Origin of the sequence: Streptomyces sp. NPDC046805 (genome assembly GCF_040645355.1) — a bacterium.
Classification (GTDB): domain Bacteria; phylum Actinomycetota; class Actinomycetes; order Streptomycetales; family Streptomycetaceae; genus Streptomyces.
Genome location: NZ_JBEYYC010000005.1, coordinates 219428 through 245072 on the forward strand (window position 1 = coordinate 219428; position 25645 = coordinate 245072).

General features: G+C 71.3%; 22 protein-coding genes. 11 read left to right on the plus strand and 11 right to left on the minus strand.

Features of this window, described 5'->3' with window-relative positions:
* Nucleotides 1–156: 156 nt before the first annotated feature.
* Both ABZ910_RS08715 and ABZ910_RS08720 read right to left on the minus strand, forming a co-directional pair.
* Nucleotides 157–369, minus strand: coding sequence for an EF-hand domain-containing protein (locus tag ABZ910_RS08715; protein ID WP_361360980.1), 213 nt, complete (start codon nucleotides 367–369; stop codon nucleotides 157–159).
* A 60-nt stretch (nucleotides 370–429) separates the two neighbouring features.
* Nucleotides 430–1344: a MerR family transcriptional regulator gene (locus tag ABZ910_RS08720; protein ID WP_361360982.1), complete on the minus strand. Its 915-nt coding sequence runs from the start codon at nucleotides 1342–1344 to the stop codon at nucleotides 430–432.
* Nucleotides 1345–1405: 61 nt separating this feature from the next.
* On the opposite strand from ABZ910_RS08720, the gene ABZ910_RS08725 reads away from it, so the two are divergent.
* The gene (locus ABZ910_RS08725) at nucleotides 1406–2062 is read left to right on the plus strand and encodes a GNAT family N-acetyltransferase (protein ID WP_361360984.1); all 657 of its coding nucleotides are present in this window, start codon (nucleotides 1406–1408) and stop codon (nucleotides 2060–2062) included.
* Here ABZ910_RS08725 and ABZ910_RS08730 read toward each other — a convergent pair.
* From ABZ910_RS08730 to ABZ910_RS08755, 6 genes are all read right to left on the minus strand, one after another.
* Entirely contained in the window at nucleotides 2031–2636 is a 606-nt protein-coding gene (locus ABZ910_RS08730; protein WP_361360986.1) for an ADP-ribosyltransferase, read from the minus strand. The genes ABZ910_RS08725 and ABZ910_RS08730 overlap by 32 nt on opposite strands.
* A gap of 77 nt (nucleotides 2637–2713) precedes the next feature.
* Nucleotides 2714–3922 (minus strand): hypothetical protein, encoded by a 1209-nt coding sequence (locus ABZ910_RS08735; RefSeq protein ID WP_361360988.1) that lies wholly within the window; start codon nucleotides 3920–3922, stop codon nucleotides 2714–2716.
* Nucleotides 3922–4764, minus strand: a complete 843-nt coding sequence (locus ABZ910_RS08740; protein ID WP_361360990.1) for a polysaccharide deacetylase family protein — start codon at nucleotides 4762–4764, stop codon at nucleotides 3922–3924. Before ABZ910_RS08740 ends, ABZ910_RS08735 begins: the two co-directional genes overlap by 1 nt.
* Before the next feature lie 111 nt (nucleotides 4765–4875).
* Nucleotides 4876–5484, minus strand: coding sequence for an ATP-binding protein (locus ABZ910_RS08745; RefSeq protein WP_361360992.1), 609 nt, complete (start codon nucleotides 5482–5484; stop codon nucleotides 4876–4878).
* 179 nt (nucleotides 5485–5663) lie between these two features.
* Nucleotides 5664–6431: an enoyl-CoA hydratase-related protein gene (locus tag ABZ910_RS08750; protein ID WP_361360994.1), complete on the minus strand. Its 768-nt coding sequence runs from the start codon at nucleotides 6429–6431 to the stop codon at nucleotides 5664–5666.
* 174 nt (nucleotides 6432–6605) lie between these two features.
* A complete protein-coding gene (locus tag ABZ910_RS08755; protein ID WP_361360996.1) occupies nucleotides 6606–6791 on the minus strand; it encodes a hypothetical protein in 186 nt (61 codons plus the stop codon).
* Nucleotides 6792–6810: 19 nt separating this feature from the next.
* Between ABZ910_RS08755 and ABZ910_RS08760 the strand changes: the two genes are divergently transcribed.
* Genes ABZ910_RS08760 through ABZ910_RS08770 form a run of 3 tightly spaced genes read left to right on the plus strand, consistent with a single transcriptional unit; the run spans nucleotide 6811 to nucleotide 8642 of the window.
* Nucleotides 6811–7110, plus strand: coding sequence for an RlpA-like double-psi beta-barrel domain-containing protein (locus tag ABZ910_RS08760; protein ID WP_361360998.1), 300 nt, complete (start codon nucleotides 6811–6813; stop codon nucleotides 7108–7110).
* A gap of 11 nt (nucleotides 7111–7121) precedes the next feature.
* Complete coding sequence (locus tag ABZ910_RS08765) at nucleotides 7122–7730, plus strand: cell wall protein (protein WP_361361000.1); 609 nt, start codon at nucleotides 7122–7124, stop codon at nucleotides 7728–7730.
* A 15-nt stretch (nucleotides 7731–7745) separates the two neighbouring features.
* Nucleotides 7746–8642, plus strand: a complete 897-nt coding sequence (locus ABZ910_RS08770; protein WP_361361002.1) for a MauE/DoxX family redox-associated membrane protein — start codon at nucleotides 7746–7748, stop codon at nucleotides 8640–8642.
* An 81-nt stretch (nucleotides 8643–8723) separates the two neighbouring features.
* On the opposite strand, the gene ABZ910_RS08775 is transcribed toward ABZ910_RS08770, so the two are convergent.
* A complete protein-coding gene (locus ABZ910_RS08775; protein WP_361361045.1) occupies nucleotides 8724–9905 on the minus strand; it encodes an Ig-like domain-containing protein in 1182 nt (393 codons plus the stop codon).
* 329 nt (nucleotides 9906–10234) lie between these two features.
* Nucleotides 10235–11467 (minus strand): Ig-like domain-containing protein, encoded by a 1233-nt coding sequence (locus ABZ910_RS08780; RefSeq protein WP_361361004.1) that lies wholly within the window; start codon nucleotides 11465–11467, stop codon nucleotides 10235–10237.
* Nucleotides 11468–11789: 322 nt separating this feature from the next.
* Here ABZ910_RS08780 and glgX point away from each other — a divergent pair, with 322 nt between their 5' ends.
* The 5 genes from glgX to ABZ910_RS08805 all read left to right on the plus strand — a co-directional run bounded on the left by glgX (nucleotide 11790) and on the right by ABZ910_RS08805 (nucleotide 20369).
* A complete protein-coding gene (glgX, locus tag ABZ910_RS08785; RefSeq protein ID WP_361361006.1) occupies nucleotides 11790–14057 on the plus strand; it encodes a glycogen debranching protein GlgX in 2268 nt (755 codons plus the stop codon).
* Nucleotides 14058–14127: 70 nt separating this feature from the next.
* Nucleotides 14128–15939: an ABC transporter ATP-binding protein gene (locus ABZ910_RS08790; protein ID WP_361361008.1), complete on the plus strand. Its 1812-nt coding sequence runs from the start codon at nucleotides 14128–14130 to the stop codon at nucleotides 15937–15939.
* Nucleotides 15936–17801 carry an ABC transporter ATP-binding protein gene (locus tag ABZ910_RS08795; protein WP_361361010.1) on the plus strand — a complete coding sequence of 622 codons (1866 nt, stop codon included), beginning with the start codon at nucleotides 15936–15938 and terminating at the stop codon, nucleotides 17799–17801. Before ABZ910_RS08790 ends, ABZ910_RS08795 begins: the two co-directional genes overlap by 4 nt.
* A 328-nt stretch (nucleotides 17802–18129) precedes the next feature.
* The gene (locus ABZ910_RS08800) at nucleotides 18130–19785 is read left to right on the plus strand and encodes a M4 family metallopeptidase (RefSeq protein WP_361361012.1); all 1656 of its coding nucleotides are present in this window, start codon (nucleotides 18130–18132) and stop codon (nucleotides 19783–19785) included.
* A 71-nt stretch (nucleotides 19786–19856) separates the two neighbouring features.
* The gene (locus ABZ910_RS08805) at nucleotides 19857–20369 is read left to right on the plus strand and encodes a DUF1990 domain-containing protein (protein WP_361361014.1); all 513 of its coding nucleotides are present in this window, start codon (nucleotides 19857–19859) and stop codon (nucleotides 20367–20369) included.
* A gap of 26 nt (nucleotides 20370–20395) precedes the next feature.
* Here ABZ910_RS08805 and glgP read toward each other — a convergent pair whose 3' ends face one another.
* Entirely contained in the window at nucleotides 20396–23014 is a 2619-nt protein-coding gene (gene glgP / locus ABZ910_RS08810) for an alpha-glucan family phosphorylase (RefSeq protein ID WP_361361047.1), read from the minus strand.
* A gap of 275 nt (nucleotides 23015–23289) precedes the next feature.
* On the opposite strand from glgP, the gene ABZ910_RS08815 reads away from it, so the two are divergent.
* Both ABZ910_RS08815 and ABZ910_RS08820 read left to right on the plus strand, forming a co-directional pair.
* A complete protein-coding gene (locus ABZ910_RS08815; protein ID WP_361361016.1) occupies nucleotides 23290–24492 on the plus strand; it encodes a S8 family peptidase in 1203 nt (400 codons plus the stop codon).
* Between the two features lie 202 nt (nucleotides 24493–24694).
* Nucleotides 24695–25645, plus strand: a 951-nt coding sequence (locus ABZ910_RS08820; protein WP_361361018.1) for a maltotransferase domain-containing protein, incomplete at its 3' end; no start/stop codon positions are given.

Genomic DNA, 25645 nt, shown 5'->3' on the forward strand with positions numbered 1-25645 from the left:
CTCTGCGCCCTCGGTGTCCGAGGTGTCCTCGGTGTCGTCGTGCAGCCTTTGCAGACCACCATCAACGCCGGGCTCCGGCGAGCTGTTCCGCGCCGATCGGGTGACGCGGGCACGCGAAAGGGGGCGCCCAGGCCGGGCGCCCCCTTTCGCGTCGCCTCACTTGCTCAGGTGCGCCCAGAACTCGTCGAACGACAGAACCTTGTCGCCGTTGAGGTCGCGGCTCTTGATGATGGCCTCCGCCACCGACTCGGTGACGTTCCAGTCGCCCTGCTGCGCGAGGGCGGACTTGAACTCGGCGGCGGTGATGAAACCGTCGCCGTCCGCATCGATCCGCTGGAACTGAGTGCGTGCTTCCTCGATGTCCGCCACCGATCCGCCCCTTTTGCTCGTGTTTCTCATGCCAATGCTGGCGTACTGACGCTGGTCAGGTTAACGGCCCGCTCGCGCGCGGAGCGCGGCGGCCACCCAGGCGAAGTCCTCCGTGTGCTGCTGCGGGGGCTCGTGGCCGTTCACGATGGCCATGAGGTCGCGGTAGCGAGCGACCTGCGCGTTCGTACCGGTCTCCAGCCGTTCCAGGACGGACGCCCGGTCCGAGTCCGGCCCGAGCAGCTCGTCCAGGACGGCGTCGGCCTCGGGCGATCCGGGCGCGACCCCGCGCTCGCGCGCCGGCTGCACCAGTTGCACCAGCCGCTTGGGGAACCACGGGGAGGCCCCGCTCGGCGCCGCCGTCCGCTCCCGTGCGTTGAACTCCACCATCTGCCGCATCCGGGTCCGAAAGCCGGGGTCCTGGACCAGCTCCGCCAGCTCCACCCACGCGTCGACCTGCTCCGGCGTCGGGTCGTCCGGCAGATCCACGGACGTGTGCTCCAGGCGGCGGCGGATCTCCGGGTCCGCGGTCTCGATGCCGCGGAAGGTCTCCTCCACGAACTCCTCGATGATCCGCCTCCGCTCGGCGGCCGACAGCCGTGCCAGCTTGTTCATCAACGTCGTCTCCTCTGCGGTCGAGCCACGTCGCGCCACGGTCGACAGCACCGCACGGGTCACCTTCAGCGACCGGATCTGCGCGTCCAGGGCCGCCACATGCGCGGCCGCGACCTGCGCCACCGTCGCGTCGCCCGCCAGCACGCTGCGGACGTCGTCCAGGCCGAGGCCCAGTTCACGCAGGGTGCGGATCAGTTCGAGGCGGGCGACGGACCCGGCGTCGTACATCCGGTAGCCGCCGGCGCTGCGGCCCACGGGCGTCAGCACGCCCTCGTCGGACCAGTAGCGGATGGTGCGAACCGTCAGGCCGGTGGCCCGCGCCAGCGCGCCGATGGTGAGAAGTCCGGTGTCGTCGTCGATCACGTCTGCGAGTCTGGGCCTTCCAGTGGGTGGAGACTCAAGTGGAAAGTCGAGGAGTGCGGTCGTGGCGGAGACTCTGCGGGACATTCTCGACGCTGCGGCACGGGGCGTCTTCCCGCCCGCGGACGGCCGTACGACGGTGGTGCCGCAGCCCTCGCACCGGGACGCGGGGGTGCTCGCCTTCACGGCCCACTCGGTCGTCTTCACGGACGAGGATCCCCGCTGGGTGTACGACACACTGCGGGCGACGGAGTGCGACGCGCTGGCCGCGACGATGAACGCGCGGTTCCTCGCCGCGTTCATGGACCGCACGGGCCGCAGCTGCGACACGATCGACGTGCTGCTGGCAGGTTCCCCGCTGCCGGGCGAGCCCGAGCTCGCACTGACCGAGATCCACGACCCCCGTCATCCGCGCGTGGTCGGCTCGCACCGGCGGCGCGACGGCGTGCGGGTGTGGGCGGCGGACGGCGGGGTGCTCGTGCTGGGGCGCGGCGTCGCGGGGCGGCTGGAGGCCGCGGTGGAGGTCGACGAGGAGGTACGGCACCGGGGGCTTGGGCGGGCCCTGGTGACGGCGGCGCGGCACCTGGCCGCGGAGCCGGTGTGGGCGCAGGTGTCGGCGGGGAACGCCCGCAGCCTGCGGGCGTTCCAGGCGGCCGGCTACCGTCCGGTGGCCTCGGAGGCGCTGCTCATCAGTGCCAGGGCTCGTAGTACGGGTTGCTGACGCAGTCGTCCAGGCGCTCGGTCCTGGTCGCCTTGTCGACCGGGCAGGCGCCGACGATGTACTGCCGGGCGATGCCGCCCGGGAAGGCGACCTCGACCTGGTCGGCCCACTTGTGGGTGTCACCGATGGTCTTGTTGACGTCGATGCCGCCAGGGGCGTCGATGTAGTAGTTGTACTTGGACTTCCAGGTCTTGTAGAGGTCGTGGTCGTACGTCGTGGAGACGTAGGGCGACGGCTGGTTGACGAGGACGTATTTCTCCACGTCGTACTGGCCGCCCACGACGTCCCGGGCGTAAAAGCCCTCGGGGAAGATCGTCTCGGGTGCACGGTTGTCGTTGCGCCACAGCGTGCCGCAGGTCTTGCGCCACACGGGGTTCGGCGTGATGCGGGCGACGTCGACGCCGCGGTCGGCGGCGGCCTTGACCGGGTCGTCGAACTGCGGGCAGACCGGAGCGGCGGCCTCGGCGGGAGCGGCCGTGGCCACGCTGCCGGGTACGGCGGCCGTGGTCGCGAGGACGGCCCCCAGGGAGAGAACGGCGGCTGCGACACGCCGCCGAACACGAGTGGTGATCATGAGCAGCACGATGTCGGCTGCGCGGCGGACCGTGGTGGATCATCACTCGATCGACGGCGTGTCCAACTTCCCGTGATTCAGCGGAAGATGCCCGTGTGCCCGAGCGAGTAGCGGCCCGGCTGCGGGTAGACGACGAGGCCGTGCGGGCCGCTGCCGACCTTGATGCGGGCCAGCTGGCGGCCGGTGCGGGTGTCGATGGCGTACACCTCGGAGTTGTAACGGCCGGACAGCCACAGGACCTTGCCGTCCGCCGAGACGCCGCCCATGTCGGGGCTGCCGCCGTTGGGCAGGCGCCACTTCTCGGTGAGCTTGTTCTTGGCGAAGTCGAAGACGGAGATGGTGCCTTCGCCGCGGTTGGAGATGTACATCACGCGGGAGTCGCGGCTGACGTACAGGCCGTGCGCGCCCCAACCGGTGGTCAGGAAGGTCGGCTTGCGGAAGGTGTCGCCGTTCAGGATCCACACGCCGCCCGCCTTCATGTCGGCGATGTAGAACCGCTTTCCGTCGGGCGAGACCTTGACGTCCTGCGGCATCGCGCCGTCGAGCGGCAGCCGCTCCTGCGCGACGACCTTCATCTTCGCGGTGTCGACCTTGAGGAGTTCACCGCTGAACTCGCAGGAGACGATGAAGTACCGCCCGTCCAGGGAGAAGTCGGCGTGGTTGACGCCGTAGCAGCTGACCGGGACGGTCTTCTTGCGCTTCATGGTGTGGGCGTCGCGGAAGACGAGCTCCCGGTCGAGGGAGGCCATCACGACGGCGTACTTGCCGTCGGGCGTGAAGTAGAGGTTGTACGGGTCGTGGACGGCGACCGTCTTGCCCGCCTTCCCGGTCTTCGGATCGATGGGGGTGAGGGAGTTGCCGCGGTCGTTGTTGACCCACAGCGTCTTCAAGTCCCAGGAGGGAACGACGTGCTGGGGCTGCACGCCGACCGGGATCGTCCTCAGGATCTTGTACGTCTTCGGGTCGATCACGGTGACGGTGTTGGAGTTGGTGTTGGGGACGTAGACGCGCGAGGGGAAGCCCTTGACCACCGGGGAGAACTTGCCCGGGCGGTCGGCGGCGTAGACGTCGGACGGATCGAGCACGGGCGGCATGCCGGGCAGGCCGTCGATCTCCTGGGGCTTGGGCTTCGGCTTGGGCTGGACCGGCGCCTTGCTGGCAGCGGGCTCGTCCGCACGGTGCGGGGACTCGGACGTACCGCCGCACGCGGCGAGCGACGTCAGGGCGGCCAGGGTGGCCAGGGCGGCACCGGCGGCCCGGGCACGGACGGCGTGGAGAGGATGCATCAGCTCAGCAGCTCCGTGGTGGTGACCGCGCGCAGTCCGCGGCGGTCGAGTTCGTGGAGTACGGCGGGGAGGGCGGCGACCGTGTCCGGGTACCCGAAGTGCAGGCTCACCACCGATCCGGACCGGACCTCTGCCAGCACCTTGCGGGTGACGGCTGGGGCGCCCGGCCGCGTGTAGTCGAGCGAGTCGACGTCGTACGACAGGACGTGCGGGTAGCCCGCGGCGCGGGCCAGCCGGGCGACGAGCGGGGAGGCGGTCGGGGCCCGGGACGGCCGGAACCAGGTGCCGATCGAGCCGGTCAGGTGCTTCAGCCGGTCCGCGCAGGCGGTGATCTCGGCGAGCGCGTCGTTCTCGGGCAGCGCGTTGACGGCGATGTGCCGCTGGGTGTGGTTGCCGAGGTCGTGGCCGCCGTCAAGGATGCGCCGGGCCAGCTCCGGGTGCTCGTCGAGCCAGGTGCCGACGGCCAGCACGGTGACCCGGGCGCCGCCCTTCTCGGCGGTGTCGAGGAGCTGTCGCGCGATGCCGGGGTCGCCCTGGCCGTGGAAGGTGAGGGCGACGCGGGCACGGGTGCGCGGTCCGTGGGTGATCTGGGTGGGCTGGCGCGGGAAGGCGCGGGGGGCCGGGGCGGCCGGCGGGGTGCCTGGCGCGGGGGCGCGCTCGGACGCGCCGTGGTCGGAGGCACGTGGGGAGGCGGCGGACGCGGAGGAGGAGCCGGGCCGCACGGCGGAGGCGGTGGAGGACGGGGACGAGGTGGCGCATCCGGCGGCCAGGGCGCCCCCGGCGGCGAGCCCGGCACCCGTCCGCAGCGCCCCGCGGCGGTCGATCGTGGTCACCCGCACCATTTAAGGCGTGTCGGGCGGGAAAACGGCCGATTGATCCGATGGGGACGTGCTCGGGTCGCGCGCTTCTGCCGCGGCCGGCCGTCCTTACCGGTCGCCCTGCCCGGCCGAGTCCTAGCGGTCGGCGACCCGCATCTCGAACCACGTCGTCTTGCCGCGCGGGAGCAGATCCACGCCCCAGCGGTCGGAGAGCTTGTCGACCAGGAACAGTCCGCGGCCGCTGATGTCCATTTCCTGGACCGGCATCAGGCAGGGCAGCCCCCGGGAGGGGTCGCGGACCTCGACGCGGATCCAGCCGGGGCGGCGGCGCATACGGAGGCCGAAGACCCGGGCGCCGGTGTGGCGTACGGCGTTGCCGACCAGCTCGGAGACGAGCAGGACTGCGTCCTCCGTGAGCTTCGGGCTGAGCCGCCACTGGCGCAGGACGACGACCTGGGCGAGGCGGCGCGCGGTGGCCGCGGATTCGGGGCGGGACGGTAACGGAATCTCCGACTCCGTCGGGTTGCCGAACAACTCGAGTGCCCGGAGGGCTCGTTCGTCCTCGACCGCCGGGGACCAGCGTCCCGCGGTCGCGCGGCCGAGTCCCCTCGGCTGTTCGATGCCCTCCAGCCCCGCCATGCCCTCATCATGGCCGCCCGGAGCATCCTCCGGAGGCGTTCCGCCGGAATACGCCCCCCGGAAGCTACCGTTCCGGGACATCCACCCAGCATATGCCGACGGCATTTCAGGGCCACTGACAGCCCGTCTGACCTGCGAAGACGGTGCTCCCTCGGGCAAGCGGCCGGTCTCCTCGACAGGCCAGGCTTAAGGCTGCCTTAAGGCTCCCATAAACCGACCCGCCGAGGGACCGGGTCAGACACCGCGTCAATTGCAAGGGGTTCCGCGAGAAAACCGGGTGTACGTCAGAGGAACTTGGCCTTCCCGGGACCCTCCTCCACGAAGCTCCGCATGCCCCGCTCGCGGTCCTCGGTCGCGAACAGCCCGGCGAACCAGTTCCGTTCGACGGCGAGCCCGGTCTCGAGATCCGTCTCGATGCCCGTGTCGACGGCCTCCTTGGCCGCACGCAGGGCGATCGCAGGACCCTGCGCGAGCTTCGCGGCCCAGCCCTGTGCCTCGGCGTACACCTCGTCGGCCGGGACGACCCGGTCCACCAGGCCGATGGCCAGCGCCTCGTCGGCCTTCACCATACGGCCCGTGAAGATCAGGTCCTTGGCCTTCGACGGCCCGACCAGACGGGGCAGGCGCTGGGTGCCGCCCGCGCCCGGGATCAGACCGAGCAGGATCTCCGGCTGACCCAGCTTGGCGTTGTCGGCGGCGATGCGGTAGTCGGCGCACAGGGCCAACTCGCAGCCCCCGCCCAGCGCGTAGCCGGTGACGGCGGCGACGACCGGCTTGGGGATGCGGGCCACGGCGGTGAAGGCGTCCTGCAGGCCGCGGGCGCGCAGGACCATCGCGGCGTGGTCCATGGCCTGCATCTCCTTGATGTCCGCGCCCGCCGCGAACACCCGCTCCCCGCCGTAGATCACCACGGCGCGCACGTCGTCGCGACGCGTGGCCTCCTCGGCGAGTTCCTTGAGCCGGTCCTGCGTGGCGATGTCCAGCGCGTTCATGGGCGGGCGGTCCAGGCGCAGCGTGCCGACGCCTTCGGAGACTTCGAGATGTACGGTCATGCCCCGCAGGTTAGCGGCCGTTCACGCGGCGCGGGATCCCCCGCCGGGGAGCCGTACGTCACCCCGGCCCGGAACCGGACCTGTCACCCCGAACCGTCACGCCCCTGGCCAACGCGCGTAGAAGCGAGCATCATGGCGTACGCCAACGCACCATCCCGCACGGTGATTTCGTCGTCAGTTTGTCATGCACTGGTCAATCCACTGGTCGATACCGGTGACGGTGCACTGATCCATCCGTCCGACGAAGGGACAAGCAATGGCTTGCGGATCAACCTCGTTGTGGGCAGGCGAGACGTCCTGGTTCTGCTGCGGCAGTTCCTGGGGACCCTGCGGCAGCGCCGGAACCGGCGCCTGCGGCACCTGTCAGTCGAGCAAGAACATGGCCGCGTGGCCGAACCTGTCGGCCGCCTGCTGGGGCGTCACCAACCCCGGCGCCTGCGGCGAGAACATGCCCAGACGCGGCTGCGGTGCCGTGATCAAGGTCAAGCACCAGTGCTCCGGCGCCACCGTCTGCGTCACCCTCGCCGACTGCGGCCCCAACACCCAGCTGTGGTGCAGCGAGAAGACCTGCTGCAACGGCGTGTGCCGCACGCACCGGGTCCTCGACCTCACGCCGGCCGCGTACTCCACCATCGGCAGCCTCAGTTCCGGGCTGCTCCCCGTCTACATCTACGAGTGAGGAGGACGACCATGACCGGACGCACCAGCGTCGACCGCCGCCGTGTCCTGACGACCGCGGCGCTCGGCGGAGCCACCATCGTGGGCGCCTCCGTACTCGGGGGCCTGGACGCGGACGCCGCGTTCGCCGCACCGATGCCGCCCCTGGACCCGGCGATCTCCAAGTCGTCCTTCATCGACGCCCGGGTCAGCCAGATCAAGGGCAGCGTCCTCGACGTCGTCGAATCCGACGGAGGCCACCGGCTCATCCAGCTCACCAACGCCACCAGCGTCTGGAAGCTGGAGACGGTCACCGCCGAGGCCATCGAGGCCGGCGACGGCCTGTACGCCAGGGGCGTCGACATGCCCGACGGCACCATGGCGGCCGACGCGATATGGGTGAACATCGTCAACCTCTACGTCACCGTCCGCGGCATCGAGCGGTCCCGGCTGCATCTGAGCCACGGTCACAACACCCTGGTCGGCAACATCGTGCCGAAGCGGACGTCCGCCTCCTTCCGCGGCGGCGCCCTCACCTCGGACCTCTCGCAGTTGCGGATCGGGCACCACGCCCAGGTGCTCGGCGCCTGGCGGCCCGCGGACGACAGCGTGGACATCGCCCGCATCAGCGTCGGGCACTGAGCCGGGGGGTACGTGATGGTCTCGCTCGCTACGAACCTCGCGACGCTGCTGCTCGGCGTCCTGCTCGCCGGCACCGGGGCGGGCAAGGCGTTCGGCCGCCACGTCGCGCGTCAGGCGGCCGGCACCGTGCTGGTCCGCGTCCTGAACGACGGCCGCCGCGCCACGCTGGTCCTGCGGGCCACCGGTGCCGTGGAACTCGTGATCGCCGCCGGCCTGTTGGCCGCCCCGGCCACGAGGGTCCCCGGCATCGCGGCGACCGCCCTGGGGATCGGCTTCCTCGGATACCTCGGGTACGCCCGGGCGACCGCCCCGGAGTCGTCCTGCGGATGCACCGCCCGGAACAACGGACCCGTGACCTGGCGGGCCTTCGTCCGCGCGGGCCTGGTCGTGGCGGGCGGGGCCGCGGCCGTCGGGGCGCGCACGGCCTGGTGGACCCAGGCCGCCCGGCACCCGGTGGCGTCGGCCGTGTTCCTGGCCGTCTCCCTGGCCGTCCTGGTCGCGGTCTCCAGCGACCTGGACGACCTGTGGCTGGTACCGCTGCGCAGAACGCGGCTGACGGTCTTCGGCCACCCGCTGGTCGGCGGCCACGACGAGGAGGTGCCGGTCGCCGCCTCCGTCGAGCTGCTGGAGCGTTCGCTGGCATGGGTGGCCGCCTCACCGGTCGTACGCTCCGGGCTGATCGACCACTGGGAGGCCGACGGCTGGCGCTTCCTGCAGTACGCCGGGGTCCATGACCCGGACGGTAGGGCGCGTCCGGTCACCGTGCTGTTCGCGGTGGACCCGCACGCGACCAGGGACACCACCACGAGCCCCGCGGTCCGGGTCACCCTGATCGACGACCTGACCGACGAACCCGTGGACGTGGACCTGCTCGACGGCTTCCCGCCGCGCGCTTCGCTGCCGATGGCCTGACAACGCGACACTGGCAATGCAAAAAGGGCGGGGCGCCCTCCGGACGCCCCGCCCCCGCACGCTCGCGACTGCCGCGCGTTCCTACTTCTTCCACTCGTCCCAGGACATGTTCCAGCCGTTGAGCCCGTTGGCCGGGTCGACGGTCCGGTCGTGGGAGTGCCGGACGACCACCACGTCGCCGATCATCGAGTGGTTGAAGAACCAGGCCGCCGGGACGCTGCTGCTGTAGCCGCCGCGCACGTCGCGCAGGCCCACGCAGCCATGGCTGGCGTTGAAGTTGCCGAAGGCGCCGCCGCCCCAGTAGTTGCCGTGGATGAAGGTGCCGGAGTCGGTCAGGCGGATGGCATGCGGGACGTCCTTGATGTCGTACTCGCCGCCGTATCCGACCGTCTCACCGTTCATGCGGGTCACCGTGAGCTTCTCGCGCATGACCATCTGGCCGTTCCAGGTGTCGTAACCGGGCTTGCCGGTGGTGACCGGGATGGTCTTGATGACCTTGCCGTCCTGGGTGACCTTCATGGTGTGCTTCCCGGCGTCCACGTACGAGACCTGGTTGCGGCCGATGGTGAACTTCACGGTCTTGGACTGCTTGCCGTAGACGCCCGGCCGCCCCTCGACGCCGTCGAGGTCGAGGGTGACGGAGACCTTGGTGCCTTCCTTCCAGTACTTCTCGGGGCGGAAGTCCAGGCGGTCGTTGCCGAACCAGTGGCCCTCGACGTCGACGGCCGGCTCGGTCTTGATCTTGATGGCCTTCTCGACGGTGTCCGGATGCGTGATGCCCCGGGTGAACCGCAGGGAGAACGGCATGCCCACGCCGACCGTGGAGCCGTCCTCCGGAGTGAAGTTGCCGATGAAGGTGTTCTTCGGTGTCAGCGTGGTGAAGCTGGAGTCCTCGGCCGCCTCGCGGCCCGCGGAGTCCTTGGCGATCGCGTGCACCGTGTACTTGGTGGACGCCGACAGGTGGGTCGACGGCGTCCAGGTGGCGCCCCCGCCGCTGATCGCGCCGTCGACCGCGTCGCCCTTGGAGTCCTTCACCTCGACCTGGGTCAACTTGCCCTTGCCGACCGTCACTTTGAGAGCGCCGCTGGTGTCGACCGACTTCGCCCCGTCCTTGGGCGCGATGACGACCACGGCTTCCGACTGCTTGCTCTGCTCCTTCGAGGAACCCTTGCCCTTCCCCTCACCGGACCCTCCCCCGCCGCACGCGGTGACGGCCAGGAGCAGAGCGCCGGTTATGAGTACTCCCGCCCCCTTCACCCCCAGCCGCCGCCCGCCAACCGACGCCCCGGATATCGGACGCACGTTCAATTCTTCTCCCCTCGCCGGGCCCGGTCAGGCCCGCACACCCCATGACATGTGCTCGCCTTCGGGACGCTGGGCCGGCACCGAGAGACCGGCCGCGCTCAGCCCTTCGGGCCTCCGCGCGCTCAACTCCTCGGCACCGGCTCGCCCCTACGGCTCACAGTCGCGTGTCCCGCGCACGCGTTGGCGCATATTAACCGCACGACCAGGGGAGTTGGCGCCCGGCGACTGTCACTGTTCCGTTCCAACCTCGCCGGGCACCCGATACCACAACCCCGCCCCTCACCAGGTCACTTGACCATGCTGCCCGCTTTCCACTCGTTCCATCCCATGTTCCACCCTCCGAGCCCGTTGTCGGGAGCGACCGTCTTGTCCTTGCTGTGGACGACCTCGACGACGTCCCCGATGAGGCTGCGGTCGAAGAACCAGCCCGCAGGCGTGTCCGAGCCGCCGCCCTTGACGTCCCTCAACCCCACGCAGCCGTGGCTGACATTGACGTTGCCCGGAGCGTCCGGCGCCCAGTAGTTGCCGTGCAGGAAGGTGCCGGACTCGGTGAGCTTCATGGCGTGCGGGACGTCGGGGATGTCGTACTCGCCGCCGAAGCCGACCGTCTGGCCGTTCATCCGGGTCACCTCGTACATCTCCATGACCACCATTTTTCCGTTGTACGTCGTGGTCTTGGGGGCGCCGGCCGTGATCGGCACCGTGGCCAGCAGGTCGCCGTCGCGGCGCACCTCCATGGTGTGCCGGGTCGCGTCGACCAACGAGACCTGGCTGCGGCCGACGGTGAAGGAGATCTTCTTGGACTGGAGCCCGTAGACGCCGGGCGCCCCTTCGACGTCGCGCAGCCGCAGGTCGATGGTGACCCGGGTGCCGGGTTTCCAGTACTGCTCGGGACGGAAGTCGAGGCGCTGCTTGCCGAACCAGTGCGGGCGCACCTCGACGGCGGGCTTCGCGGTCACGCGGATGGCGCGTTCGACCGCGGCACGGTCCTCGATCTCCCGGCTGAACGTCAGGGAGACGATCATTCCGGTGCCGACGGTGGAGCGGTTCTCCGGGGTGACGTAGCCGATGAACCGCTGCGCGGGGACGTACGTCGTGAACGTGGTGTGCCGGGCCGAACGGCGTCCGAGCCCGTCCAGCGCCACCGCGTCCACCGAGTACTCGGCGGACAGCGCCAATTTCGCCTCGTCGGGCTCCCAGGCCGTCCCGTTCGCGGTGATGTGCCCCGCCACCGGGGCGTCCTGCGCGTCCTGGGTCCGGACCACGCTCACCGACTCCAGCCGTCCGTCGGCCGCCCACACCCGCAGCCGCCCGTCGGGACGTACGGCCTTGCTGCCGTCGCCCGGGGAGACGCGGATGATCTCCTCGGGTGCCCGGGGTTTGCCGAACACTCCGTCGAGCCCCAGCCCGTCCGTACGGCCCGAAGTGCAGCCGGCGGCTCCCGCCAGCAGCGCTGCCCATGTCAACACCGCGACCAACGCGGCCACCGCGCGCCGTGCGCGCCCTTGTCCATGCCTCACGCATGCTCAACGACCGGGGGCGCCCTGGGGAAACGTGAGTGCGACGCACGCGCTGGGCATAACTAGTGAAGAGGACTACGTGAAGGGGAGCCGCCGCACCCACCGGAGCCGTAGGGGGTGCGCCCGAGTCGCGCGAGCATGAGGGTCCATTGGGGTCAATGGAGGTGCCTGGAGGCCCCGGGAGATCCCCCCGGCTCGCGCGGAGCCGAGAGCTTGGGGAGCGTTGTGGGCCCGCGGGCCCGTGGGGGCCCCGTCCGCCCGGCCGGGGTCCAATGCGCCCCGAAGGCGAGCGAGCCGACGAGCCGACGCGGAGGGGCGACAGGTGACGAGCGCAGCCGAGCAGCGGGCTCAGGAGCGGGCCGCACAGGGCGGCCTGCCGGCCACCGCGGTGAACGGCGGCCCGCGCGCCGCGCCCCCCACGGTGCCGGCCTGGCCGGGCGCCCCCACCCCGCTGGGCGCGCGGTTCCGCATCGGCCCGGACGGGGTGGCGGGCACCAACTTCGCGCTCTGGGCGGGCGGGGCGGAGGCGGTCCACCTGTGCCTGTTCGACGAGCGGGGCAGGGAGATGCGGGTACGGCTGAGCGAGCTGACCCACGAGATCTGGCACGGCTTCGTCCCGGGCGTGATGCCCGGACAGCGCTACGGCTACCGGGTGGACGGCCGCTGGGACCCGTGGACCGGCGCCCGCTGGAACCCGGCGAAGCTGCTCCTCGACCCGTACGCGCGCGCGGTGGACGGCGCCGGAGGAAACGACTACAGCAGCCTCCCGGCGGAGGTGTACGGGCACGTCCGGGACTGGCCGGAGCAGCACGTCGCGGACACCGTGCGCGACGACCGCGACTCGGCGCCGTACGTCCCCAAGGGCGTCGTGGTCCACGACGACGCGACCGACGACGAATGGGCCTACGACCGCCGCCCCAAGACGCCGTGGGCGGACTCGGTCATCTACGAACTGCATGTGCGCGGCTTCACCCGACTGCACCCGGGAATCCCGGAGGAGCTGCGCGGCACCTACGCGGGCCTGGCCCACCCGGCGGCCATAGAGCACCTGACCCATCTGGGCGTGACGGCCGTGGAACTCCTCCCCGTCCACCAGTTCGCGCACGAGGACCACCTGCTGCGCCGCGGCCTGCGCAACTACTGGGGCTACAACTCCATCGGCTACTTCGCCCCGCACGCGGCGTACGCGGCCTCCGGTACGACGGGGCAGCAGGTCGGCGAGTTCAAGCGCATGGTCCGCGCCCTGCACGCCGCCGGCATCGAGGTGATCCTCGACGTGGTCTACAACCACACGGCGGAGGCCGGCGAGTTGGGCCCCACGCTCTCCCTGAAGGGCATCGACAACCGCGGCTACTACCGCCTCCAGGACGATCCGCGCCGATACGCCGACTACACGGGCTGCGGAAACACTCTCCACGTGGTCCAGCCCCAGGTCCTCCGCCTGATCACGGACTCCCTTCGCTACTGGGTCACGGAGATGGGCGTCGACGGCTTCCGCTTCGATCTGGCGGCCGCGCTCGCCCGCTCGATGCACGACGTCGACATGCTGTCCCCCTTTCTGGCGGTCATCGCCCAGGACCCGGTCCTGCGCCGGGTGAAACTGATCGCCGAGCCATGGGACATCGGCACGGGCGGCTACCAGGTGGGCGCGTTCCCCCCACTGTGGACGGAGTGGAACGACCGCTACCGCGACGCGGTCCGCGACTTCTGGCGCGGCGCCCTGCCGGACGTACGCGACCTCGGCTACCGCCTGTCCGGCTCCAGCGACCTGTACGCCTGGGGCGGCCGCCGCCCGTACGCCTCGGTCAACTTCGTGACGGCGCACGACGGTTTCACCCTCCGTGACCTGGTGTCGTACAGGAACAAGCACAACGAGGCCAACGGCGAGGGCAACCGCGACGGCTCGAACGACAACCGCTCCTGGAACTGCGGCACGGAAGGAGAAACGGAGGATGGCCGCGTACGAGCCGTGCGGCGCCGCCAGTTGAGAAACCTGCTGACCACGCTTCTCCTCTCGACGGGCGTACCGATGCTGGTCGCGGGCGACGAACTGGGCCGCACTCAGCGCGGCAACAACAACGCCTACTGCCAGGACAACGAGACCAGCTGGCTGGACTGGACCCTGCTGGACGACCCCGACTGGCGCCCCCTGTACGAGCTGACCTCCCGCCTCATCGCCCTACGCCACCGCCACCCGGTCCTACGCCGCCGCGCCTTCTTCTCCGGCCGCGCCCACTCGGCGGACGGCCTGCGGGACCTGGCCTGGTTCACGGCACGGGGCGAGGAGATGACGCCCACCGACTGGTACGCCCCCTCCCCCACCCTCGGCATGTACCTCTCCGGCCGCGACATACCGGGCCGCGACGAGCGGGGTGCCCCGATCCTCGACGACAGCTTCCTGGCGATCCTGCACGCGGGCGACCGCCCCGCGAACTTCGCCCTGCCCGGGCCGCCTTGGGCGGAACGCTACGAGGTCGTCGTCGACACGTCGCAGGAGGAGCAGGGGGAAGCGCCGGGGGTGGTGCATGAGGCGGGGGCGGCGATCACGGTGCCGGCGCGGGCGGTGTTGTTGCTGCGCGTGCTCGGCTAGCGCCGGCGACCGACCGGTCCGGCCAAAACTCAGTGGGCGTTGTCAGTGGCAGTCCGTAGTCTCACGGGTGATGTCGACGATGACTGCCACCACCACGGACCACACCGGTCGTTCCGGTCGTTCCGCCGTACGTACGCTGCTGCGCCTGTGGCCCTACGTACGGCCCGTGCGGGTGCGGGTGTTCACGGCCGCGTTCGTCGCGGTGCTCGCCTCCTGTGCGGGGCTCGTGATCCCGCTCGTGCTGAAGTGGATGGTGGACGGGCCGGTGGCCGACCGGGACCCCGGCGGGGTGTGGCTCGGGGCGCTGTACCTGCTGCTGCTCGGCATCGCGGAGGCACTGCTGTTCGGGCTGCGGCGATGGCTGGTGGCGCGGCCGCTGACGCACGTCGAGGCGGAGATGCGGGCCGACCTGTACCGGCATCTGCAGCGGCTGCCGATCGCCTTCCACGACCGCTGGGCGTCGGGGCAGTTGCTCTCCCGGAGCACGACCGATCTCATGCTGCTGCGTATGTTCCTCGCCTTTCCGATGACGTTCCTCCTCGTCAACGGGGTGACCATCCTGGTCGGCGTCGGGATCATGCTGATGCAGAACTGGACCTTGGGGCTGGTGATCCTCGGCCCGGCGATCCCCGTCGTTGTCATGTGCGCGGTCTTCGAGAAGCGGTACGCCGATGTGGCACGCCTGGCACAGGACCAGGTGGGCGACCTGACGACGATCGTCGAGGAGAGCGTGCTCGGCATCCGGATCATCAAGGGCTTCGGACGGCACCGGAGTCAGGCCCGGGTGTTCCGGGAACTGGCGATGACGCTGCGGGAGACCGAACTGCGCAAGGCGCGGCTGCTCGCCGCGATCTGGGCCGTCATCGTGACCCTGCCGGAGCTGACGATCGGGGCGGCCCTGGTCCTCGGTGCGGTGGAGGTCGCGAACGGCGACCTCTCGGCGGGCACGCTGGTCGCCTTCCTGTCGACGGCACTCGCCCTGCGCTGGCCCGTGGAGTCGATCGGCTTCCTGCTGGCCATGAGCCAGGAGGCGGCGACGGCCACGGAGCGCTACTTCGAGGTGCTGGACGCGGAACCGGAGGGCGGCGCCGAGTCGCGCAGTCTCGCCCCGGCCGGCACCGACGCCGGGGACGCGGACGGACTCCGGTTCCACCAGGTCCGGTTCAGCTACCCCGACGCGCCTGCGGACTCACCCCCGATCCTCGACCGCGTCGACCTCCACATCCGCCCCGGCGAGTCCATGGCCCTCGTCGGAGCCACCGGCAGCGGGAAGACGACCCTCACCGCGCTCGTGCCCCGCCTGCACGAGGTCACCTCCGGGCGGATCACGCTGGACGGCGAGGACATCACCGCCATGCCCCGCGAGGAGCTCCGCTCGAAAGTCGCCGTGGCCTTCGAGGAGCCCACCCTCTTCTCCGCGTCCGTCGGGGACAACGTGCTCATGGGAGGCGAGGACGGGGCCGGCGCACCGGAGGTGGAGCGTGCGCTGTCCGTCGCGCAGGCCGAGTTCGCGCACGCGCTGCCGGAGGGCACGGACACCCAGGTCGGTGAGCAGGGGCTGAGCCTCTCCGGTGGACAGCGGCAGCGGCTGGCGCTGGCGCGGGCCGTCGTCGGACGGCCGCGGTTCCTGGTGCTGGACGACCCGCTGTCCGCGCTCGACGTGCACACCGAGGCCGCCGTCGAGGCCGCGCTGCGTCAGGTCCTCGCGGACACCACCGCGCTCATCGTGGCCCACCGGCCCTCCACCGTGCTGCTCGCCGACCGCGTCGCCCTGCTGTCCGGCGGCCGGATCACCGCCGTCGGCACCCACCACGAACTGCTGCGCACCAACGCGGAGTACGCGTACCTGATGTCCGGGGAACAGGAGGACGACACACGATGAACGCCCCCACGGCCGCCTCTGCCCCCACCACCGACCAGGACGACGAACTCCCGCTCCGGCCCGGCGCCGGCGACGCCTTCGACCACGACGTCCTGCCCACCCCGCCCGGCGCCACGGCCGCCCTGCTGCGCTCGCTCCTCGCGCCGATGAAGGCCCGGGTCACCGTCACCACCCTCCTGCTGCTGTTGCAGCAGGCGGCCGTGCAGGCGGGGCCGCTGCTGGTGGCGTACGCCATCGACAGAGCCGTACCCGCGTTCCGGGACCACGACCGCGGCCCGTTGATCGCGGTGGCCGTCGGCTATCTGCTGTGCGGGCTGGTCTCCGGCACGCTGCAGTTCGCGTTCATCGCGGCCTCCGCCCGCGTCAACCAGGACGTGCTGCTCGACCTGCGCGGCCGGATCTTCCGGCACGCGCAGGCGCTGAGCGTCGACTTCCACGAGCGGTACACGTCCGGGCGGCTCATCTCGCGCTCCACCACGGACGTGGAGTCGCTGCGCGAACTGCTCAGCGAAGGGCTGCAGGAGCTGGTCACGGTCATCCTGTCCTTCGTCTACATCTCGACGATGCTGCTCTGGCTGGACCTCGGTCTGGGCGCCGTCGCGGTGGCCTCCTTCGGTCCGCTCTACCTCCTCGTACGCCTCTACCGGCGCCGCGCCGGGCAGGTGTTCAAGGCGCGGTCCACCGCGATCGCGGCGGTGATCGTGAAGTTCGTGGAGACGATGAACGGCATCCGGCCCGTGCGCACCTTCCGCCGGGAGGCCGCGAACGAGGCCGACTTCCAGGTGCTGAACCGGCGGCACGAGCGGACCAACGGCGACGGCATGCTGGAGATGGCCCGCTATGTCGTCGGCTCCCGGCTGGTCGCGAACACGGCCGTCGCGGTGATCGTGCTGTGGGGTGCCTACCGGGTGGCGTCCGGCTCCCTGGCGCTGGGTGTGCTGGCGGCGGCGGTGCTGTATCTGCGGCGGCTGTACGACCCCATCGACCGGCTCGGCATGTTCCTCAACTCCTACCAGTCGGCCGCCGCCTCGCTGGAGAAGATCGCGGGACTGCTGGCCCAGACGCCGTCCGTACCCGAGCCGTCAACACCCAAACTGCTTGCGGCACTTGAGTCGGCCGAGCAGCCCGGCCGCACGGTCGTCTTCGACAGTGTCCGGTTCGCCTACCGCACCGGCGGCGAGGTGCTGCCCCGCTTCGACCTGACGCTCCCGGCCGGGCGGACGGTCGCGGTGGTCGGCTCGACGGGCGCGGGCAAGTCGACGCTGGCCAAGCTGCTGGCCCGCTTCTACGACCCCACCGACGGCCGGATCCTGCTCGACGGCGTCGACCTGCGCGAGCTGGCGCTGCCCGAACTGCGGCGCGGGGTGGTGATGGTGACGCAGGAGGCATTCCTGTTCTCCGGCACGGTCGCCGAGAACATCGCCATCGGGCGGCCGGACGCCACCCGGGAGGACATCGAGCGAGCGGCGAAGGCGATCGGGGCGCACGAGTTCATCGACGCGCTGCCCGACGGGTACGACACGGACGTCCGCAAGCGGGGCGGCCGCATCTCCGCAGGTCAGCGCCAACTGGTCGCCTTCGCACGGGCGTTGCTGGCCGACCCCGCGGTGCTCATCCTCGACGAGGCGACCAGTTCGCTGGACGTCCCGGGCGAGCGGGCCGTGCAGCGGGCGATGTCGACGGTCCTGCGGGGGCGTACGGCCGTCGTCATCGCGCACCGGCTGTCGACCGTGGAGATCGCGGACCGGGTGCTGGTGATGGAGCACGGGCGGATCGTAGAGGACGGCGGTCCGGCCGAACTGATCGCGGGGACGGGCCGGTTCGCCGACCTGCACCGGGCGTGGCGGGACAGCCTGGCGTAGGGCCGAAGGGGAGGGACACGTGCCGGGCGGCGATTCCCGGCGCTTCCGCCTTGCTCGAAAATCGGCCATTGGGCTCCGAAAATCGGAAGTCAAGGGTCGGTCAACGCACGGCTCCGGAAACGTCAACTTCCGGAAGCGGACAGGGCCGTTCACATTCCTGCAATGTTCACCCGAGAGCCGTCTTTCGGCCAACATCATTTTGGGGTCCTGACATGTACGCGCCCCTGATGCCACTCTTCCTTCACCCGCCGCAGCAGCAACGCAACTTCACAGCACACTCCGGCCAGTAACCCCACGCTGACCGGACTCCCCCACTGAAGGAGCTTGAGTGAGCCCCCTCTTCGCGCGTCACCAGCGCACCACTCTGGCCATCGCCACCGCTGTCGCCGCCGGCGCCCTGCTCTCCACCGGCCTGACCACCAGCGCCTCCGCCCAGTCCGCGGCCGCCTCCCGGCAGCCGCTGGCCGCCGCCCCGACGGCGCTGTCCACCGCGGCCCGCACCACCCTGATCCACCAGGCCCAGACCGACGCCGCCGAGACCGCCCGGCACATAGGCCTCGGCGCCAAGGAGAAGCTGGTCGCCAAGGACGTCGTGAAGGACGTCGACGGCACCGTCCACACCCGCTACGAGCGCACCTACGCGGGTCTGCCGGTGCTCGGCGGTGACCTGGTCGTCCACACCTCCAAGGCGGGCAGGACCGAGGGCGTCACCAAGGCGACGAAGAGCGCCATCAAGGTGGCCACCGTCAAGCCGCAGATCACCTCGGCCAAGGCCGAGAAGCAGGCGCTGACCGCCGCCAAGGCCGCCGGATCCGACAAGACCGCCGCGGACAGCGCGCCGCGCAAGGTCATCTGGGCCGGCGCCGGCAAGCCCGTCCTCGCCTACGAGACCGTCGTCGGCGGCTTCCAGGACGACGGCACCCCGAACCAGCTGCACGTCATCACCGACGCGGCCACCGGCAAGAAGCTCTACGAGTACCAGGGCGTCGAGACCGGTACCGGCAAGACCCTCTACTCGGGCACGGTGAGCCTCAACACCACCCTGTCGGGCTCGACGTTCCAGCTGTACGACACGACGCGCGGCGGCCACAAGACGTACAACAAGTCGCACACCACCAGCTCCACCGCGGGCACCCTGTTCACCGACGCGGACGACGTGTGGGGCACCGGCACCGCCTCCAGCTCCGCCACCGACCAGACCGCCGCCGCCGACGCCGCCTACGGCGCCCAGGAGACCTGGGACTTCTACAAGAACACCTTCGGCCGCAACGGCATCAAGAACAACGGCGTCGGGGCGTACTCCCGCGTCCACTACGGCAACGGCTACGTCAACGCCTTCTGGGACGACAGCTGCTTCTGCATGACCTACGGCGACGGCTCGGGCAACACCCACCCGCTGACGTCCCTCGACGTCGCGGGCCACGAGATGAGCCACGGCGTCACCTCCAACACCGCGGGCCTGCAGTACAGCGGGGAGTCCGGCGGCCTCAACGAGGCGACCTCGGACATCTTCGGCACCGGCGTGGAGTTCTACGCGGCCAACGCCTCCGACCCCGGTGACTACCTCATCGGCGAGAAGATCAACATCAACGGCGACGGCACCCCGCTGCGCTACATGGACAAGCCCAGCAAGGACGGCGGCTCGGCGGACTACTGGTCCTCCACCGTCGGCAACCTGGACGTCCACTACTCGTCCGGCGTCGCCAACCACTTCTTCTACCTGCTGTCCGAGGGCAGTGGGACGAAGACGATCAACGGCGTGACCTACAACTCGCCCACGTCCAACGGCTCCACGGTCACCGGCATCGGCCGCGCCAAGGCGCTGCAGATCTGGTACAAGGCGCTGACGACGTACTTCACGTCGACGACCAACTACAAGTCGGCCCGCACCGGCACGCTGAGCGCGGCCGCGGCCCTCTACGGCTCCGGCAGCGCGGAGTACAACGCGGTGGCGGCGGCCTGGTCCGGCGTCAACGTCAGCTGACCAGCGCGTAGTTGACACAGGCGGCCCCCGGGACGAAGACGGTCCCGGGGGCCGCCGTACGCTACGGACCCATGCCCTTCACCTACGAGCCGGTCGGCGCGACCCGCGAGCACCTCACCGCCTGCCCGCCCGGCTTCCACCCCCTGCATGTGCGCACCCGCATCGGCGAGGGCGAGCGGGTGTTCCGCCGTGCCGCCGAGGCGCTTCTCACCTGGGAGATGCACCGCGCGATGGGCGTGGGCATCGACGCCACCGCCGACCGCGCGGCCCCCGACGTGGACGTCACGGTCAGCCTCGCCGGCCTCGTCAAGGCACCCTGCCGCATCGTCTGGACGGCGGAGGAACCCCGCCGCGCCGGCTGGGCCTACGGCACGCTCGAAGGCCATCCGGAGTGCGGCGAGGAGGCCTTCGTGGTGGACCGCACCGGCGACGGGACGGTCTGGCTGACCGTCGCCGCCTTCAGCCGCCCCGCGAAGTGGTACGCCCGTGCCGCCGGCCCGGCGGGCCGCGGTTTCCAGCACGTGTACGCCCGCAGATGCGGGTCGGTGCTGCGGAAGCTGTGCGCCGGGGAGGAGGAGCAGTGACCGCCCCGTAGCACAGCAGGCCCGCCTCACCGCATCAGCACACCCGCTCCCTCCACCGCCTCCTCGGACGGCGTCGCCACCAGACCCAACTCCGCGCCGGAGGAGAGGAGTCGGTGGCTCGGCAGGATGCGGACCGTGTAGCCGTACGGGCCCGTGCGGTCCAGCGAGAGGGGGCCCTCGTAGACCCAGCGGCCCTCCAGGTCGGGGCCGCCCGCCGATTTCAGGGGGACCGCCGTGGCGTCGGTGATGCGGTCCTCCGCGTCGACGCGGCCCGAGACCGCCTGCACCTCCACGTCGTCGGGGCCGAGGGCGCCCAGGCCGACGCGGACCCTGAGGCCCAGGGTGGCGCCCAGTTCCGCGGTGGCCGTGGCCGCCGTCGTCTCGACGTGGTCGACGCTCACGCCGTGCCAGGCCTCGCGCACCCGCGCCTTCCACGCGGCCAGGTCGCGAGCCGCGTCCGGGGTCAGCGCGCGGGCCGCGTGCGCGGCCGGGGCGTAGAGGCGCTCGACGTACTCGCGGACCATGCGGCCCGCCAGCACCTTCGGGCCCAGCCGGGTCAGGGTCTGGCGGACCATGTCGATCCAGCGGTCGGGCAGCCCGGCCCGGCCGCGCTCGTAGAAGCGGGGGGTCACCCGCTGTTCGAGCAGGTCGTAGAGCGCCGCCGCCTCGATGTCGTCGCGCCGGTCGGGGTCGGTGCCCGCGCCGTCCGCCGTCGGGATCGCCCAGCCGAAGTCCGGCTGGAACCACTCGTCCCACCAGCCGTCCAGGACGGACAGGTTGAGGCAGCCGTTCAGCGCCGCCTTCATGCCGCTGGTGCCGCAGGCCTCCAGCGGACGCAGCGGGTTGTTCAGCCAGATGTCGCATCCCGTGTAGAGCTTCTGCGCCATCGCCATGCCGTAGTCGGGCAGGAAGACGATCCGGTGGCGGACGCGCGGGTCGTCGGCGAAGCGGACCAGCTCCTGCACGAGCCGCTTGCCGCTGTCGTCCGCCGGGTGCGCCTTGCCGGCGACGACGATCTGGACGGGCCGCTCGGGGTGCAGCAGCAGGTCCATCAGCCGGTCGCGGTCCCGGAGCATCAGCGTCAGGCGCTTGTACGACGGGACGCGGCGCGCGAAGCCGATGGTGAGGACGTCGGGGTCCAGCACGCCGTCGATCCAGCCCAACTCGGCCGTACCGGCGCCGCGTTGCCGCCAGGACGCGTCCAGCCGCCGCCGTACCTCCACGACCAGCTGCTCGCGCAGCTCGCGCCGCAGCTCCCAGACGTCCTGGTCCGGGACGTCCGCGAGCCCCTCCCAGCGGTCCGACGCGCCGCCGGTCAGCGCGTCCTCGGCCCGCTGCACCCCGAGCCCGCGGGCGCCCAGCCGCAGCACCTCCGGGGCCACCCAGGTCGGGGCGTGCACGCCGTTGGTGACCGAGGTGATCGGGACCTCGGCCGGGTCGAACCCCGGCCACAGCCCGGCGAACATCTCGCGGCTGACCTGCCCGTGCAGCAGGGACACCCCGTTGGCGCGCTGGGCCAGCCTCAGCCCCATGACCGCCATGTTGAACAGGTTGGGCTCACCGCCCGGGTAGGTCTCCATGCCGAGGCGCAGCACGCGCTGGACGTCGATGCGCGGGAGTTCGGCGTCGCTGCCGAAGTGACGCGCGACCAGCTCACGGTCGAAGCGGTCGATGCCGGCCGGGACCGGGGTGTGGGTGGTGAAGACGGTCCCGGCCCGCACCGCCTCGAGGCCCGCGTCGAAGTCGAGCCCCTGGTCGCAGAGTTCGGCGATCCGCTCCAGACCGAGGAAGCCCGCGTGGCCCTCGTTGGTGTGGAAGACCTCGGGTTCGGGGTGGCCGGTCAGCCGGCAGTACGTCCGTACGGCCCGGACACCTCCTATGCCGAGCAGCATCTCCTGCAGCAGCCGGTGCTCGCTGCCGCCGCCGTACAGCCGGTCGGTCACCCCGCGCTCGCCGAGGTCGTTGTCCTCGACGTCCGAGTCGAGCATCAGGAGGGGGACGCGGCCGACCTGCGCGAGCCAGATCCGGGCGCACAGCTGCCGCCCGCCGGGCAGCGCGAGGCAGACCTGGGCCGGGGTGCCGTCGGCCTCCTTCAGCAGCGTCACCGGCAGCTCGTGGGGGTCGAGCACCGGGTAGTGCTCCTGCTGCCAGCCCTCCCGGGACAGGGTCTGGCGGAAGTAGCCGTGCCGGTAGAGCAGACCGACACCGATCAGGGGTACGCCGAGATCGCTGGCCGCCTTCAGATGGTCCCCGGCGAGGATGCCGAGGCCGCCGGAGTACTGCGGCAGGGCGGCGGTGATGCCGAACTCCGGGGAGAAGTAGGCGACGGCGGCGGGGAGTTCGGCGGCCTGCGCCTGGTACCAGCGATCGCCGGTCACATAGTCGTTGAGGTCGCCGGCCACCGCGGTGAGGCGCCGCAGGAAGCGGCGGTCACCGGCCAGCTCGGTGAGCCGGCCGGGGCGCACGCCGCCCAGGAGCCGGACCGGGTCGCCCCCGGAGGCGGCCCAGCGTTCGGGGTCGACTGACTGGAACAGGTCACGTGTCTCCGCATGCCAGGACCAGCGCAGATTGCGCGCCAGGTCGCTCAGCGGACGGAGGGGTTCGGGGAGAACGGGACGGACGGTGAACCGACGGATCGCCTTCACACTCACCTCGGCACGTTCGCTGGGTGGACGCACGACACTGTGCGCCCCGTCACTCAGCACGGTACCGGTGTCCACACGGGTGCCGCCGGGAGCTGCGCCCGCGGACCCCCCATCGGGCCGAACCCCTGCCGGGCCGATCGCCGTAGCCGGGACGACCGCAACAGCAGTACCGACCGCCGAATCGATATGGCCGATTCCGTACCCGTAGGCCTTCTTGTGGCTCTTCGCCCCGCACGAGACGCTCTCTCACAGAGTGGAGGAGGGGAACTCACACCATGGCACGGACGCGAATCGGGCGTCTGCGCCGGGCGGGAGGCCTGATCGCGGTCGCCACGGCCGCGATGCTCTCGGCCGCCACCCTGCCCGCGCACGCCGCACCGGAGGGCAAGATACTCGGCGCCGGTCAGCCCGGCGCCGTGGGCGGTAGCTACCTGGTGACTCTGAAGGAAGGGGTGAGGGCCCCGTCGACGGCCGGCAGGACCGTGGCCGCGCGGTACGGGGCGAGAATCAGCCACACCTACGGCCGGGTACTGAACGGCTACGCCGTACGGGCGGGCGCAAGACAGGCCGAGCGGCTCGCCGCGGACTCCCGGGTCGCCTCGGTCGTCCAGGACAGCCGCGTGGCCCTGGAGCACACGCAGAAGAACCCGCCGTCCTGGGGCCTGGACCGCATCGACCAGCGCAGCCTTCCGCTCGACAAGAGCTACACCTGGCCCGAGCCCGCGGGTGCCGGGGTGACGGTGTACGTGATCGACACCGGAATCCGCATCACCCACCAGGACTTCGGCGGCCGGGCGAGCTACGGCTGGGACTTCGTCGGCAACGACCGGACAGCGGGGGACGGCAACGGCCACGGCACCCATGTCGCCGGCACCATCGCCGGCACCCGGTACGGCGTCGCCAAACAGGCCAAGGTCGTCGCCGTACGGGTCCTCGACAACGCGGGGTCGGGCACCACCGCCCAGGTCATCGCCGGCATCGACTGGGTCACCCGGCACGCGCACCGGCCCGCGGTCGCCAACCTCAGCCTGGGCGGGTACCACAACAGCCAACTCGACACCGCCGTCAGCAACTCCGTCCGGTCCGGTGTGACGTACACCGTCGCCGCCGGCAACGACGGGCTGCCGGCCAACCTGTACTCCCCTGCCGACGTACCCGAGGCGATCACCGTCGGCGCCACGGACAGGACGGACGCACGGGCCTCGTTCTCCAACTTCGGCCCCGCGCTCGACCTGTTCGCCCCGGGGGTGTCCATCACCTCCGCGTCCTACGCGAGCGACACCGGCAAGGCGACCTTCTCCGGTACGTCGATGGCGTCGCCGCACGCCGCGGGCGCGGCCGCGCTGTATCTGGCGGGCCATCCGAAGGCCACGCCGGCGCAGGTCTCCAAGGCGCTCGTCTCGGGGGCCTCGCCCGGAAAGGTGTCCGGCGCGGGCCTGGGCTCGCCGAACGAACTCCTGCGGGTGCCGCCGCCTTGAGCACCGAGCGTCGCAGCCGGCCCCGTTCACAGCGGACGGGGCCGGTCTTGCGTGCCGGGATACGCGTGAGTAGTTAACAAAGTGCCGGATTGCCCACCCGAATAGGGTGGGAAGGCTCCCCCGGTACGACGCGCACCACCGCACGACCCATCTCCCCACACCCATCCGCCCATACCCCTCGTAGACGCGGACAGGAGCGGTCATGCCCGCCACGCACCAGTCGCCAGCACCCCCCACGGACAGCTCTCCGGCACCGCCCGCCGGCGGCCCGCCCGCGCCCGTGCCCCCTGGGGGCAACGGCCGTACGAGGCACCGGGCTTCGGACGACACAGCCACCCCCACCGTCACCGGCCGCATCCCCGTCCTCGACGTCCGCCCGGTCGTCCAGCGCGGGGCGAGGCCCGCCAAGGCGGTCACCGGTGAGTCGTTCGAGGTGTCGGCCACCGTGTTCCGGGAGGGGCACGACGCCGTCGCCGCCAACGTCGTACTGCGCGATCCGCGCGGCCGCCCCGGCCCCTGGACCCCGATGCGCGAACTGGCCCCGGGCACCGACCGCTGGGGCGCCACGGTCACCGCCGGCGAACCGGGTCTGTGGACGTACTCGGTGGAGGCGTGGGGTGATCCGGTCACCACCTGGCGGCACCACGCGCGGATCAAGATCCCGGCGGGGATCGACACGGACCTGGTCCTGGAGGAGGGCGCGCGGCTGTACGAGCGGGCGGCGGACCGGGTCCCGGAGGAGGACGGACAGCGGGACGTCGTCCTCGGCGCGGTCACGGCCCTGCGCGACGGCGACCGGCCGGCCGCCTGGCGTCTCGCGGCGGCGCTGGCGCCTGAGGTCGACGAGGTGCTGGCCCGCCATCCGCTGCGGGAACCGGTCACCGCGTCGGAGGCGTTGCCGCTGCTGGTGGAGCGGGAGCGTGCGCTGTTCGGCTCGTGGTACGAGTTCTTCCCGCGTTCGGAGGGGTCGGCCGAGCGGCCGCACGGGACGCTGCGTAGCGCCGCCCGCCGTCTGGAGGCGATCGCGGGCATGGGCTTCGACGTCGTCTATCTCCCGCCGATCCATCCGATCGGGACGGCGTTCCGCAAGGGCCGCAACAACACCCTGCACGCGCGCCCGGACGATGTCGGGGTGCCGTGGGCGATCGGCTCC

Bases quoted from the DNA above. Each gene is read 5' to 3' on its own strand.
- ABZ910_RS08760 (WP_361360998.1), top strand. From the start codon at position 6,811: ATGGCCGCGTGGCCGAACCTGTCGGCCGCCTGCTGGGGCGTCACCAAC.
- ABZ910_RS08745 (WP_361360992.1), bottom strand. From the start codon at position 5,484: ATGCCGTCGGCATATGCTGGGTGGATGTCCCGGAACGGTAGCTTCCGG.
- ABZ910_RS08735 (WP_361360988.1), bottom strand. From the start codon at position 3,922: ATGCATCCTCTCCACGCCGTCCGTGCCCGGGCCGCCGGTGCCGCCCTG.
- ABZ910_RS08790 (WP_361361008.1), top strand. From the start codon at position 14,128: ATGTCGACGATGACTGCCACCACCACGGACCACACCGGTCGTTCCGGT.
- ABZ910_RS08750 (WP_361360994.1), bottom strand. From the start codon at position 6,431: ATGACCGTACATCTCGAAGTCTCCGAAGGCGTCGGCACGCTGCGCCTG.
- ABZ910_RS08740 (WP_361360990.1), bottom strand. From the start codon at position 4,764: ATGGTGCGGGTGACCACGATCGACCGCCGCGGGGCGCTGCGGACGGGT.
- ABZ910_RS08805 (WP_361361014.1), top strand. From the start codon at position 19,857: ATGCCCTTCACCTACGAGCCGGTCGGCGCGACCCGCGAGCACCTCACC.
- ABZ910_RS08765 (WP_361361000.1), top strand. From the start codon at position 7,122: ATGACCGGACGCACCAGCGTCGACCGCCGCCGTGTCCTGACGACCGCG.
- ABZ910_RS08770 (WP_361361002.1), top strand. From the start codon at position 7,746: ATGGTCTCGCTCGCTACGAACCTCGCGACGCTGCTGCTCGGCGTCCTG.
- ABZ910_RS08730 (WP_361360986.1), bottom strand. From the start codon at position 2,636: ATGATCACCACTCGTGTTCGGCGGCGTGTCGCAGCCGCCGTTCTCTCC.
- ABZ910_RS08815 (WP_361361016.1), top strand. From the start codon at position 23,290: ATGGCACGGACGCGAATCGGGCGTCTGCGCCGGGCGGGAGGCCTGATC.
- ABZ910_RS08795 (WP_361361010.1), top strand. From the start codon at position 15,936: ATGAACGCCCCCACGGCCGCCTCTGCCCCCACCACCGACCAGGACGAC.